Here is a 12,425-nt window from a genome sequence, read left to right on the forward strand (position 1 = left end):
ATATGGCCGCACCCGTCCGCACCAGGCGCAAGGCTCAGGCGCGGCGGCCGGCCCGGGCGGTTCCCCTGGCGCAAGGAGCCGAGGAGGGCGTTCTGGACGAGGTCGGCAAGGCGGAGGCAAACGCGCCGGAGATGATCGCGGCGCAGGACATGATCGCGGCGCAGGGTAAGGCCGCCACGCCCCGGCCGGAGGACGACATGGCCCCGGGCCAGGGCGAAGTGATCGAGCCCGGCCGCTCGCTGGCCCTCGCCGATTTCGCGCCGCCCGCCGTCGGCGCGGGTGAGCGGCTGATCCGGCTGGCCTATCGCATGGGCGTGCCCGGCTCGTTCCTCACCTCGCCGATGGGCAAGAAGGTCAAGCCCCGGCTGCTGGCCACCGTGCGCAATCCGCTGCCCGGCAGCCGGGTTGCCGGCACGGCGCTGAGGGCCGGGCATTTCCTGGTCCACGGCGCCAAGACGCCGATCGCGCAGATCGATTACAACGGCGCCGCGCGCGTCACCCCGCCGCTGGAACGCGTGGTCCATTCCTTCGCCTGGCTGGCCGACCTTGAAGCCTGCGTCACGCGCGAGCAGGGCGGGCCGATCGCCGAGCGTATCCTGGCGGCATGGCTCCAGGCCAATCCGAAGCCGCCGGGCAAGCCCGGCAAGGGCCCGGCGTGGAGCGTGGGCAACACCGGGATGCGCCTGCTCAACTGGCTGGTCCATGCCCCGCTGATCCTTTCGGGCGACAAGGCGCTGCGATCGAGCACGCTGCGCGTGCTGGGCGAGACCGCGCGCTGGCTCGATCGCAACGTGCACCATGCCGAGGACGGTCTGGCCGAAGTCTCGGGCTGGTGCGCGATCGTCGCAGCCGGCCTGCTGCTGCCCGACGGGCGTCCGCGCCGCCTTTATGGCGAGGCCGGGCTGATGAAGGCGCTGGGCGAGCTGGTCGGCGATGATGGCGGCGTGCTGTCGCGCAGCCCGCTGGCGCAGATGGAAGCGATCACCCTGCTGGTGAAGCTGCGCGCCTGCTACCACGCGACGCGACGCGACGCGCCCGAGGCGATCGAGGCCATGCTGGCGATGCTGGTACCGCCGCTGCTGGCGCTGACCCACGGCGATGGCTCGCTCGGCTCGTGGCAAGGCGCCGGGGCGGTCGGCGCCGACGAGGTCGCCGCGCTGATCGAGGCGAGCGGCGTGCGCACCCGGCCGCTGCGCGACGTGCGGCAATGGGGCTATCAGCGGGTGGTGGCGCAAAAGGCGATCCTCCAGTTCGACACCGCCCCGCCGCCGATGCCGCGCCACGCGCGCTATGGCTGCGCCTCCACGCTGGCCTTCGAGCTTTCGCATGGTGGCCACCGGCTGATCGTCAATTGCGGCGGCGCGGCCTGTGCCGGCGGGCTGGTGCCGGTGCGGCTCGAACAGGGGCTGCGCGCCACGGCGGCGCATTCGACGCTGACGCTGGACGATGCCAATTCCACCGCCGTGCTGATCAACGGCATGATCGGCTCGGGCGTGTCCGAAGTCGATGTCGATCGCCGCACGCTGGAAAGCGACGGCGGCGGCGCGGCCACCCGGCTGGAAGCGAGCCACAACGGCTATGCCGCGCGCTATGGGCTGACGCACCGGCGCATCCTGATCCTGCGCGATGCCGGCACCGAGCTGCGCGGCGAGGATCTGCTGGTGCCGACCGGGCGCAAGGGCAAGCGCGGCAAGGTGGGCTTCGCCATCCGCTTCCACCTGGGCCCCGGCATCGACGTCCGCGTTTCGGAAGACGGCCACGGCGCCGGGCTGGCCCTGCCCGACGGCAGCTACTGGCAATTCCGCGCCGGATCGGGCGACGTGGCGGTGGAAGACAGCCTGTGGGTGGACGGCCAGGGCCGCCCGATCGCGACGCAGCAACTGGTGCTGCAAGGCCTGGTATCGCGCGGCGGCGGGAATTTCGGCTGGCTTCTCAAGAAGATGGGATGAACAGTCGCGAGCCGGTGCGGCAGGGCCACGGCGCATGTCATGGCCGCGCCCGGCGCGATACCGCCTAAAACTTCGGCCCCGCGCCTTGCCCGCCAGCCCTTCCCGACCTAGAGCGCGCGCCACATCCCGCACAAGAGGATCTGCCCCATGACCGATTCCGTGACCATTCGCCGCGCCCTGCTTTCCGTGTCCGACAAGTCGGGGCTGGCCGAACTCGGCCGGGCGCTGAGCGAGCGCGGGGTCGAGCTGGTCTCCACCGGCGGCACGGCCAGGGCACTGCGCGACGCGGGCCTTGCGGTGAAGGACATTTCGGACGTCACCGGCTTTCCCGAGATGATGGATGGCCGGGTCAAGACGCTGCACCCTATGGTCCACGGCGGCCTGCTGGCGGTGCGCGACAATCCCGAGCACGCCGCCGCCATGGCCGAGCACGCGATCGGCGCGATCGACCTGGTCGTGGTCAATCTCTATCCCTTCCTCGCCACCGTGATGCGCGGCGCGGACCGTGACGAGGTGATCGAGAATATCGACATCGGCGGCCCTTCGATGGTGCGTTCGGCGGCGAAGAACCACGCCTATGTCACGATCCTGACCGATCCGGCCGATTACCCCGCGCTGCTGGCCGAGCTGGACGCGGCGGACGGCGCCACCTCGCTCGCCTTCCGCAAGCGCATGGCCTCGAAGGCTTTCGCCGCGACCGCCGCTTACGATTCGACCATCGCCGGCTGGTTCCAGAACGCCGACCAGCCCGAGAAATTCCCCGCCACCCGCACGATCGCCTCCTCGCTGGTGACGACGCTGCGCTATGGCGAGAACCCGCACCAGGAAGCCGCGCTCTACAGGGCGATCGGCCCGGCCGCGCAAGGCATCGGGCAGGCGCGCCAGCTTCAGGGCAAGGAGCTTTCGTACAACAACTACAACGATGCCAACGCCGCGCTTGAACTGGCGGCGGAATTCGCCGGCGCGCCGCCCAGCGTCGTCATCGTCAAGCACGCCAACCCTTGCGGCGTCGCCACCCGCGCGACCCTGCTCGAAGCCTGGGAGGAAGCGCTCGCCTGCGATTCGGTCTCGGCGTTCGGCGGCATCGTCGCCACCAACGTGCCGCTTGACGGGCCCACGGCCGAGGCGATCTGCAAGATCTTCACCGAAGTCGTGGTGGCGCCCGGCGCCGACGACGCGGCGATCGCGGCATTCTCGAAGAAGAAGAACCTGCGCCTGCTGCTGGTCGATGGCCTGCCCAATGCGCGGCGCGGCGGCCAGTCGGTGACGGTGATCGCCGGCGGCGTGCTGATCCAGGATCGCGACAACGGCCATGTCACGCGCGACATGCTCAAGGTGGTCAGCAAGCGCCAGCCGACCGAACAGGAGCTGGAAGACTGCCTGTTCGCCTGGACCGTGGCCAAGCACGTCAAGTCCAACGCCATCGTCTATGCCAGGGACGGCGTCACCGCCGGCATCGGCGCGGGCCAGATGAACCGGCGCGATTCCTCGCGGATCGCCGCGATGAAGGCGCAGGAAGCGGCCGAAACCCACGGCTGGGCCACGCCGCGCACGGTCGGCAGCGCGGTTGCCTCCGACGCGTTCTTCCCCTTCGCCGACGGCTTGCTCGCCGCGGCCGAGGCGGGCGCCACCGCCGTGATCCAGCCGGGCGGCTCGATTCGCGACGAGGAAGTGATCAAGGCCGCCGACGAGGCCGGGCTTGCCATGGTGTTCACCGGGATGCGCCACTTCCGCCACTGACCGCAGGGCGATTCGTCGCCAACAGCGCCCGGTTCGCCGCAATCATGGCGGAACCGTGGCAATGTTCACATCGGCGAAAGCGAGAAAGCGCCACGCCGCCGTTCACGCATCGAACCCAGCACCATCCAAGCGAACGACACCTCATGGGACTCTTCAAGGCCGACTTCTACCGCTTCTTCGCCCTCGGTTTCGTCGGCGGCGCGCTCATCGTCTTCGCCACGCTGGGCAGCGATCTGGAGCCGGTCGCCTCCGGCATCGTTCCCGCCGCCGAGGCCGCGCCCGCGCCATGAAGCGCGGCGGCGCCATCCTGCCGCTTCTCGCGCTGGCCGCCGCCTGCCAGCAGCCCGCCTCGGCCGAAACCGTGGTGCGCGCGCCGGCCGCCGCGCTGACCGCCGCCGAAGGCAAGGGCATCAGGACCGCGATCTTCGCCGGCGGCTGCTTCTGGGGCGTCGAAGGCGTGTTCAGCCACGTCAAGGGCGTGACCAGCGTGGTTTCGGGCTATCACGGCGGCGCCGGCAAGGATGCCGACTATGCCAGCGTCAGCAGCGGCGCCACCGGCCATGCCGAAGCGGTGCGCGTGCGTTATGATCCGGCCGTGGTGCGCTATGACGAATTGCTGCGGATCTTCTTTTCCGTCGCCGCCGATCCGACCACGCTGAACCGGCAAGGGCCCGACATCGGCACCCAGTATCGCTCCGCGCTGGTGCCGCTCGATGCCGGCCAGCGCCAGGTCGCTACCGCCTATCTGGCGCAACTGGCCAAGGCCAGGCTGTGGAGCCGGCCGATCGTGACGCGGATCGAATCCTATCGCGGCTTCTTCCCCGCCGAGCGGCACCATCAGGATTTCATGGCCGCCAACCCGCGCAATCCTTATATCCTGCGCTGGGACCAGCCCAAGGTGGCCGGCCTCAAGGCGCTTTACCCCGGCTATTACCAGGCCGCCTTCACCAAGGGCTGATTGCACAGCCGGCCCGGCGGGACCATATTGGCGCCATGGCCAGTCACACCCATCAGGAGCATTCGGGCGACAAGCTCGTCAATGCCGCCCGAGCCGCCCTGACCGACGCGGGCGAGCAGTGGACCGAAATGCGCGCCGACGTCTTCGCCGCGCTCGCCGCGCGCGAACGCCCCGCGTCCGCCTATGACCTTGCCGAAAGCGTTTCGACGACGCGCGGCAAGCGGGTGGCGCCCAACAGCGTCTACCGCATTCTCGACCTGTTCGTGCGCACCAACCTGGCGCGGCGGGTGGAAAGCGCCAATGCCTATGTCGCCAACAGCCATCCCGGCTGCCGGCACGACTGCATCTTCCTGATCTGCGACATCTGCGGCCAGGCCGTGCACATCGACGACGATCGCCTGACCGGCGCGCTCGTCACCGCCGCGCGCGAGGCTGGCTTTGCCGATGTGCGCCCGGTGGTGGAACTGCGCGGCACTTGCGCGGCCTGCAGCTAGAATTCGGTGAGGCTCAGCACGTTGCCGTCCGTATCGCAGAACCACGCGACTTTCGCCCCGCCGCCGGGGGCTTCCCAGATACCGTCCGCGTCCTGGCCGAAACCTTCGTAGATACGGAAGGTCACGCCCCTTGCCCGCAGGTCCGCCGCCGCCGCACGGATATCGGGCACGCTCCAGCCCAGCACGGTATGGTCCTGCGCGGCATGGCCGGGCAAATCGGTCAGGCGCAGAATGGCCCCGCCCGCCAGCGCGAAAGTCACCGCGAAATCGTCTTGCGCGATCACCGGCAAGCCCAACGTTTCGGCATAGAACGGCCACGCGCGGGCGCGGTCGGCCGTGAGCACGAAACTGATCGCCTGCGCCTCGCCAAGTCCCGACATCGCGAAATCCTCATGTTTTTTCTGTCAATTGCCCGGCGGCCATCATATTGCGGGCTGGGAAATTCGACACCAGAATAGCAGGCGTGTACAACCAGCTCATGACAGGCGAACCGGCCACCCCGCTCCTCGACAAGGTGCATGATCCCAGGGACCTGCGCAAGCTGGACCCTTCGCAGTTGCGCCAGCTCGCGGACGAGCTTCGCACCGAAACCATCGCGGCTGTGGGGCAGACCGGGGGGCACCTAGGATCGGGTCTGGGCGTGGTCGAGCTGACCGTGGCGATCCATTACGTGTTCAACACGCCCGAGGACCGGCTGGTGTGGGACGTCGGCCACCAGGCCTATCCGCACAAGATCCTGACCGGGCGGCGCGAACGGATTCGCACCTTGCGCCAGGGCGGCGGCCTGTCCGGCTTCACCAAGCGCAGCGAGAGCGAATACGATCCGTTCGGCGCGGCGCACAGCTCCACCTCGATTTCCGCCGCATTGGGCTTCGCGGTGGCCAACAAGCTGACCGGCCAGCCGGGGCGCGGCATCGCCGTGATCGGCGACGGCGCGATGAGCGCGGGCATGGCCTATGAGGCGATGAACAACGCGCGCGAGGCGGGCAGCCGGCTCATCGTCATCCTCAACGACAACGACATGTCGATCGCGCGGCCGGTGGGCGGGCTTTCGGCCTATCTGGCCAAGCTGGTTTCCTCGCAGCCGTTCCTCAACATCCGCGAATTCGCCAAGCGGCTGTCGCGCCGCCTGCCCGAGCCGCTGCACCGCGCCGCCAAGAAGACCGACGAGTTCGCGCGCGGCATGGCGATGGGCGGAACGCTGTTCGAGGAACTGGGCTTCTACTATGTCGGCCCGATCGACGGGCACAACCTGGACCAGCTCGTGCCCGTGCTGGAAAACGTGCGCGACGCGGCCGAGGGCCCGTGCCTGATCCACGTCGTCACCCAGAAGGGCAAGGGCTATGCCCCCGCCGAGCAGAGCGCCGACAAGTACCATGGCGTCCAGAAGTTCGACGTGATCACTGGCGAGCAGGTGAAAAGCGCAGGCGGCCCGCCGAGCTATACCAACGTCTTCGCCCAGGCCCTGCTCGCCGAGGCGCAGACGGACGAGCGAATCTGCGCGATCACCGCCGCGATGCCTTCGGGCACCGGGCTGGACAAGTTCCAGCAGACCTTCCCGTCGCGCGCCTTCGACGTCGGCATTGCCGAGCAGCACGCGGTGACTTTCGCGGCCGGGCTCGCGGCGCAGGGGATGCGCCCGTTCTGCGCGATCTATTCCACCTTCCTGCAGCGCGCCTTCGATCAGGTGGTGCATGACGTGGCGATCCAGAACCTGCCGGTGCGCTTCGCCATCGACCGCGCCGGGCTGGTCGGCGCCGACGGCGCGACGCACGCCGGATCGTTCGACGTGACTTATCTGGCCACCCTGCCCAATTTCGTCGTGATGGCCGCCGCCGACGAGGCCGAGCTGGTGCACATGGTCCACACCGCCGCGCGGCACGATACCGGCCCGATCGCCTTTCGCTATCCGCGCGGCAACGGCACGGGCGTGGCCATGCCCGCGGTGCCCGAGCGGCTGGCCATCGGCAAGGGCCGCATCGTGCGCGCCAGCGAAAAGGGCGCCGGCAAGGTTGCGCTGCTCTCGCTCGGCACGCGGCTGGCCGAAGCGCTCAAGGCGGCGGACGCGCTGGAAGCCAGGGGCCTGGCGACCACGGTGGCCGACATGCGCTTCGCCAAGCCGCTCGACACCGACCTGATCCGCAAGCTGATGCTGAGCCACGAAGTCATCGTGACGATCGAGGAAGGCTCGATCGGCGGCCTGGGCGCCCATGTCCTGACCATGGCGAGCGACGAGGGGTTGACCGATCATGGCCCGCGCATCCGCACCATGCGCCTTCCCGACGTGTTCCAGGATCAGGACAAGCCCGAAAAGCAATACGACGAAGCCGGCCTCAACGCCCCGCAGATCGTCGATACGGTGCTGAAGGCCCTGCGCCACAACAGCGCCGGAGTGAGCGAGGCGCGGGCCTGACGCCCGGCCACGGCGCACGCCCCGCAAGGAAAAGCCCATGTTCGCGATCGCCCTGGCCGCCCTTCTTGCCTCCCTTGCCGCCACGGGCGACGCTCGCCTGCAACTGAACGGCCGCTGCGAATACAGCGCCGAGGTGCAGGAACATCGGGACGGAACCGTGCTCGCCTTGTGCGACACGCTGGAGATCGTGCGTGACGGAAACACGGGAACGCTCGATTTCCGGCAGAGAAGCTGGGGCTCGACGATAAGGTTCCAGGGCGAGATGGCCGGCGATCGCATGATCGTTCGCTCGGTCCGGCCGCGCGCGGGCGAAACCGCCCCGGCCACCGGGACGTGCGAGGTGTTCCACGCCAACGACCGCATCTCGGTCGTCGCCTGCCTCGCACGCGCGGGCACGCGCTCCTATGCGGCCAACTTCGTGGTCTCGCGCCTTTAGTATCCTGACCCTGGCGAAACCGGGCGGCGCGGGGCCGCCCGCGCCTCACCAGTCGTAAGCCTTGGGCAGCACGCTTTCATCCAGATCGTGATAGCGCTGCTTCAGGCGGCTCTGGTGGTTGTCGAGCGGCTGCTCCACCCCGTCGATGAAGACGCGGCGCGGGGCCGAGGAGACTTCGAGAGGATCGCCGTCCCAGATCACCACATCGCCCACCGCGCCGGGCGCGAGCACGCCCGCCTTGATCCCGGCGGTGCCGCCCAGGCCGCTGATCCTGGCCGGGATCGAAGTGATCGCCGCCAGCGCTTCGCCCCAGGTGAGGCCGGCCGCGCCGGGCAGCTTGGCCAGCGCCACCAGGTTGCCCGCCTGCTGCGGCGCGTAGCGCGGCTGGTTGCTGCCCGCGAGCATCCCGATGGCGACCGTGACACCGGCCCGCTTCATCCGCCCGATGTTCGATTGCGTGGCGGCGAGCTTTTCGAACGAGGACGGCAGGTCATTCAGCGCCGTCGCGATCACCGGCACGCCGGCGGCGGCGATCTCGCCCGCCACCAGCCAGCCCTCGGTGGCGCCGACCAGCACGAGATCAAGCTTGGGAAACTCGCGCTTCAGCGCCAGCACCGAGCGGATATCAACCGCGCGCTCCACCCCGACGTAGAGCGGCTGGCGGCCCTCGATCACCGGCCCCAGCGCGGCGGCATCGGCACGCGTCAGCATGGCATCGGCCTTGCGGTCCGACGCCGGGCCCATCGCCGCGACATCGCGCGCCTCGCGCAAAGCGTTGTGCAGCACGACATAGGCGGCGACGCGGCTGCCGCCGGCCAGCCGGGCCCCGCCTTCGCTCAGATCGACGAGCTGGAAGGCGTGCGGCACGGTGACGGCATTGGCATCGGCGCCCAGATCGATGATCGCGCCTTGCCCGGCGAAGATCGAGCTGCCGTTGAACGGCGTCACGCTGGCGCGCGTCACACCGCCTTCGCGGCTGACGGCGATGTCCTGCGCCGCCGGATTGATCGCCGGGGTCACATCCAGCGCGGCGTTGAACGGCGACGTATCGGCCGAACGGTCATCGCTTTCGCCTACCGCCTGCACGTCATAGAGGCCCATGTCGGAGAAGGCGGCGAAGAGGCCGGGCGTCACCCACATGCCGCTGCCGTCCAGCACCTGCACGCCCGGCGGAACCGCGACGCCCGCGCCGGCGGCAACGATCTTGCCGGCGCGCACCACCACCGTGCCGTTCGCCACCGGCTCGCTGCCGTCGCCGATCGCCACCGTGGCGCCCGTGATGGCGAAGTCCTGCGCCGTGGCGGCGCCCGCCGGGACCAGCGCGGCCAGAGCCGCGAGCATGAGAGCCGCGCGCTTCATTTCACGTCTCCTTCACCGGGCTGGCCCAGCTCGAAATCGCTGACCGGGCGGCGCTTGCGATCGAGCGCGTCATACAGCAGCGCGCCATCGATCCAGACTTTCTCGGGCCGCGAATAGACCGAGAGCGGGCTGCCGTTCCACAGCACGACATCGGCCATCTTGCCTTTCTCCAGGCTGCCGGTCTGCTTGTCGATGCCCATGGCCCTGGCCGGGTTGAGCGTGAACCATGCCACCACTTGTTCATCGGGAATGTCGATGCCGACGCGGCGGCCGTCGGCCTGCGCCTTGGCCGCTTCCTGGTTGAGCCGCTGGATGCCATTCTCGTCATCCGAATGGATGATGACGCAGGCGCCCGCGCGGTGGATCAGCGCGGCATTTTCGGGAATGGCATCATAGGCTTCCATCTTGAAGCCATACCAATCGGCCCAGACGGCGGCACAGACATTGCTGGCCTTGAGCAGATCGGCGATCTTGTAGGCTTCCACCGCGTGGTGGAAGGCTGTGACCTTGTAGCCCATCTCCTTGGCCATATCGAGCACCAGCGCCATCTCGTCGGCGCGGTAGCAGTGGTTCTGGACCAGGATCTTGCCATCGAGCACACCGGCCAGCGTCTCCTTGGCCAGATCCCGCTCGGCCCGATCACCCCCGGCATATTTCTTGGCATCGAGCCAGGTCTGCCGGTTGACCGCGAAATTGCCCATCCGGGTCGAAGGTTTCTGCCCCTTTTCGCCATAGACGCGCTTGGGATTCTCGCCGCAGGCCATCTTCAGCGAATAAGGCGCGCCGGGAAACTTCATCCCCTGCACCGTGCGGCTCGGCACGTTCTTGAGCGTGACCGAGCGGCCACCCATCAGGTTGGCCGAGCCGGGCAGGATCTGTAGCGAGGTGACGCCGCCGTTCGCCAGCGCACGGCTGAAGCCGGGGTCCTGCGGCCAGACGCTGTGCTCGGCCCAGACATCGGGCGTGGTCGGGCTGGTCGCCTCGTTGCCGTCCGAATTGGCCTCGACGCCCGGCGAGGGGTAATCGCCCAGGTGCGAATGCACGTCGATCACGCCGGGGGTGACGAACTTGCCGGCCGCGTCGATCCTGGCATAGCCATCGGGAATGGCCAGCTCGGGGCCGCCGGCGGCCACCACCTTGCCATCGGCGATCAGCACGACGCCATTGTCATAGCGCTTGCCCGCGCCATCGAACACGGTCGCGCCGACCAGCGCGGTGGGCGCCCCGGGATAGGGCTTGTACGTGGAAGGATAGGGATTTTCCGCCGCCGCGCCGGCCGACTTGGCCGATTTCGCCCCACTCGTCGTCGCGCAGGCGGCCAGCGCGATGCCGGTGAGCACCGTGGCGCTCCACCGCCCCAATCCGGGTACTGCCCTCATTCGTGATACCCCCGTATTCGCCCGGCGCAGGCGGCCGGTTCGTTTTCCTGTCCGGTTATTGCGGCTTGACCGCCGGATGCAAGCCCGCTTCCTGCGCTTCCAGCCCGGCTTCCTCCTGGCCCAGCAAGTCATCGGTCACGTCGCGGTCTGCCAGCGTATCGAGATGCATCCAGCGTTTGACCAGCGGCGCGACCAGGATCACCAGCAGGCCGATGCCCATGACCCACCAGCCGATCGTGCCATAGACCTCGACCGTCCGCTCGCGCGTCATCTCGCCGCCCTCGCCGCCAGTGGCCTGGCCGATCAGCCCGGCGACGAAATTGCCGCCCGCCGTCGCGAAGAACCACGCACCCATGATGAAGCTGGCCAGATGCCGGGGCGCAAGCCGGTTCATCGCGCTGAGGCCCACCGGCGAAAGGCACAGCTCGCCCAGCGTGTGCAGCCAGTAGATCAGGAAGATGTAGAACGCGCCGACCTTGGCGGTCTCGCCCGCGGCGGTATCGCCCAGCACCAGCGAGACGAAGCCGAGGCCCACAAGCACCAGCCCATAGCCGAACTTGGCCGGGGCCGAAGGCTCGATCCCCTTGCGCCCGAGCACGCGCCAGAGCCAGGCAAGCAGCGGCGCGAACGTGACGATGAAGATCGGGTTGATCGACTGGAACAGCGAGGTCGGCACTCCGCCGCGATCGACGAAGCGATCGGTGAACAGCGAGAGCGAGCCACCCGCCTGCTCGAACAGGCCCCAGAACACCGGCTGGAACGCCAGCAGGAAAATGATCGCGAAAATGCGCTCGCGCGGTTCTTTCGGCATACGGAACGCCTCGAACAGCATGTAGCCCAGAAGCGCCAGCGCGGCGACGAGCAGCAGCGAGCCGACGACCGCCTGGAACTGGATCAGCAGCCACAGCGCGACGACGGCGGCGACGCCGACGCCATAGAGCACCATCTCGCGGTTGCGGGCCAGCGGCACCGGCGGCTCGCCCTGGCCCCGGAGCGAGGGCTTGCCGATCACGAAGATGATCAGGCCCAGCACCATGCCGATGCCGGCCAGGCCGAAGCCATAGCCCCAGCCGATCGTCTCGCCGAGATAGCCGACCAGGATCGTGCCCAGCGCCGCGCCCGAGTTGATGCCCATGTAGAAGATCGAATAGGCGCCGTCGCGCCGCTCGTCGGTGAGCTTGTAGAGCTGGCCGACGATCACCGAGATATTGGCCTTGAGGAAGCCCGAGCCGACAATGATGAAGGCCAGCGCCAGCCAGAACACGTTGATCGTCGCGTCCCCCTGCCCGCCGTTGCCTTCCACCGCCATCAGCGCATGGCCGAAAGCCAGCAGGATGCCGCCGAACACCACCGCCTTGCGCTGGCCGAGATAGCGGTCGGCCAGATAGCCGCCAAGCACCGGGGTGATATAGACCAGGCTGGTATAGGCGCCATAGATCAGGTTCGCCTTGCCGTCATCGAACAGCCAGTGCTTGGTCAGGTACAGAATCAGCAGCGCGCGCATCCCGTAATAGGAGAAGCGCTCCCACATTTCGGCGTAGAACAGGACGAACAGCCCGCGCGGATGGCCGACCACTTCCTCGCTCCGGCGCGAGGCGATCACCCCGCCGATGGCAAGGACGGCGAACAGCGCCACGGCACCGATCGCGGCGACCCAGTCCCCCTCGTTCCACAATCCGATATCCTTCATGCGCCCT

11 protein-coding genes are annotated in these 12,425 nt (G+C 68.7%); 7 read left to right on the forward strand and 4 right to left on the reverse strand.

Going from position 1 to position 12,425, the window contains the following annotated elements; translation table 11 throughout:
• The first annotated feature begins 2 nt into the window (after positions 1–2).
• The 5 genes from PYV00_RS18935 to PYV00_RS18955 all read left to right on the forward strand — a co-directional run bounded on the left by PYV00_RS18935 (position 3) and on the right by PYV00_RS18955 (position 5,141).
• Positions 3–1,949, forward strand: coding sequence for a heparinase II/III family protein (locus tag PYV00_RS18935; protein WP_275229859.1), 1,947 nt, complete (start codon positions 3–5; stop codon positions 1,947–1,949).
• A 147-nt stretch (positions 1,950–2,096) separates the two neighbouring features.
• Positions 2,097–3,689 (forward strand): bifunctional phosphoribosylaminoimidazolecarboxamide formyltransferase/IMP cyclohydrolase, encoded by a 1,593-nt coding sequence (purH, locus tag PYV00_RS18940; RefSeq protein WP_275229861.1) that lies wholly within the window; start codon positions 2,097–2,099, stop codon positions 3,687–3,689.
• A 143-nt stretch (positions 3,690–3,832) separates the two neighbouring features.
• The gene (locus PYV00_RS18945) at positions 3,833–3,979 is read left to right on the forward strand and encodes a hypothetical protein (protein WP_275229862.1); all 147 of its coding nucleotides are present in this window, start codon (positions 3,833–3,835) and stop codon (positions 3,977–3,979) included.
• Positions 3,976–4,647, forward strand: coding sequence for a peptide-methionine (S)-S-oxide reductase MsrA (msrA, locus tag PYV00_RS18950; protein ID WP_275229863.1), 672 nt, complete (start codon positions 3,976–3,978; stop codon positions 4,645–4,647). Before PYV00_RS18945 ends, msrA begins: the two co-directional genes overlap by 4 nt.
• A gap of 35 nt (positions 4,648–4,682) precedes the next feature.
• Entirely contained in the window at positions 4,683–5,141 is a 459-nt protein-coding gene (locus PYV00_RS18955; protein ID WP_275229864.1) for a Fur family transcriptional regulator, read from the forward strand.
• On the opposite strand, the gene PYV00_RS18960 is transcribed toward PYV00_RS18955, so the two are convergent.
• A complete protein-coding gene (locus PYV00_RS18960; protein WP_275229865.1) occupies positions 5,138–5,521 on the reverse strand; it encodes a VOC family protein in 384 nt (127 codons plus the stop codon). The genes PYV00_RS18955 and PYV00_RS18960 overlap by 4 nt on opposite strands.
• A gap of 98 nt (positions 5,522–5,619) precedes the next feature.
• Here PYV00_RS18960 and dxs point away from each other — a divergent pair, with 98 nt between their 5' ends.
• The gene (gene dxs / locus PYV00_RS18965) at positions 5,620–7,554 is read left to right on the forward strand and encodes a 1-deoxy-D-xylulose-5-phosphate synthase (RefSeq protein ID WP_275229866.1); all 1,935 of its coding nucleotides are present in this window, start codon (positions 5,620–5,622) and stop codon (positions 7,552–7,554) included.
• A 37-nt stretch (positions 7,555–7,591) separates the two neighbouring features.
• Positions 7,592–7,990, forward strand: coding sequence for a hypothetical protein (locus PYV00_RS18970; protein ID WP_275229867.1), 399 nt, complete (start codon positions 7,592–7,594; stop codon positions 7,988–7,990).
• Between the two features lie 45 nt (positions 7,991–8,035).
• On the opposite strand, the gene PYV00_RS18975 is transcribed toward PYV00_RS18970, so the two are convergent.
• Genes PYV00_RS18975 through PYV00_RS18985 form a run of 3 tightly spaced genes read right to left on the reverse strand, consistent with a single transcriptional unit; the run spans position 8,036 to position 12,418 of the window.
• Positions 8,036–9,349, reverse strand: coding sequence for an amidohydrolase (locus tag PYV00_RS18975; protein ID WP_275229868.1), 1,314 nt, complete (start codon positions 9,347–9,349; stop codon positions 8,036–8,038).
• On the reverse strand, positions 9,346–10,728 hold the full coding sequence (locus PYV00_RS18980; protein WP_275229869.1) for an amidohydrolase: 1,383 nt from the start codon (positions 10,726–10,728) through the stop codon (positions 9,346–9,348). The genes PYV00_RS18975 and PYV00_RS18980 overlap by 4 nt, the downstream gene beginning before the upstream one ends.
• A 55-nt stretch (positions 10,729–10,783) precedes the next feature.
• On the reverse strand, positions 10,784–12,418 hold the full coding sequence (locus PYV00_RS18985) for a peptide MFS transporter (RefSeq protein ID WP_275229870.1): 1,635 nt from the start codon (positions 12,416–12,418) through the stop codon (positions 10,784–10,786).
• Positions 12,419–12,425: the final 7 nt, after the last annotated feature.

This window comes from Novosphingobium album (ex Liu et al. 2023) (assembly GCF_029076845.1).
Lineage (GTDB): Bacteria > Pseudomonadota > Alphaproteobacteria > Sphingomonadales > Sphingomonadaceae > Novosphingobium.

What these genes read in the sequence shown, in the direction of transcription:
- PYV00_RS18935 (WP_275229859.1), top strand. Translation starts at nt 3, where the DNA reads ATGGCCGCACCCGTCCGCACCAGGCGCAAGGCTCAGGCGCGGCGGCCG.
- purH (WP_275229861.1), top strand. Translation starts at nt 2,097, where the DNA reads ATGACCGATTCCGTGACCATTCGCCGCGCCCTGCTTTCCGTGTCCGAC.
- PYV00_RS18945 (WP_275229862.1), top strand. Translation starts at nt 3,833, where the DNA reads ATGGGACTCTTCAAGGCCGACTTCTACCGCTTCTTCGCCCTCGGTTTC.
- msrA (WP_275229863.1), top strand. Translation starts at nt 3,976, where the DNA reads ATGAAGCGCGGCGGCGCCATCCTGCCGCTTCTCGCGCTGGCCGCCGCC.
- PYV00_RS18955 (WP_275229864.1), top strand. Translation starts at nt 4,683, where the DNA reads ATGGCCAGTCACACCCATCAGGAGCATTCGGGCGACAAGCTCGTCAAT.
- PYV00_RS18960 (WP_275229865.1), bottom strand. Translation starts at nt 5,521, where the DNA reads ATGTCGGGACTTGGCGAGGCGCAGGCGATCAGTTTCGTGCTCACGGCC.
- dxs (WP_275229866.1), top strand. Translation starts at nt 5,620, where the DNA reads ATGACAGGCGAACCGGCCACCCCGCTCCTCGACAAGGTGCATGATCCC.
- PYV00_RS18970 (WP_275229867.1), top strand. Translation starts at nt 7,592, where the DNA reads ATGTTCGCGATCGCCCTGGCCGCCCTTCTTGCCTCCCTTGCCGCCACG.
- PYV00_RS18975 (WP_275229868.1), bottom strand. Translation starts at nt 9,349, where the DNA reads ATGAAGCGCGCGGCTCTCATGCTCGCGGCTCTGGCCGCGCTGGTCCCG.
- PYV00_RS18980 (WP_275229869.1), bottom strand. Translation starts at nt 10,728, where the DNA reads ATGAGGGCAGTACCCGGATTGGGGCGGTGGAGCGCCACGGTGCTCACC.
- PYV00_RS18985 (WP_275229870.1), bottom strand. Translation starts at nt 12,418, where the DNA reads ATGAAGGATATCGGATTGTGGAACGAGGGGGACTGGGTCGCCGCGATC.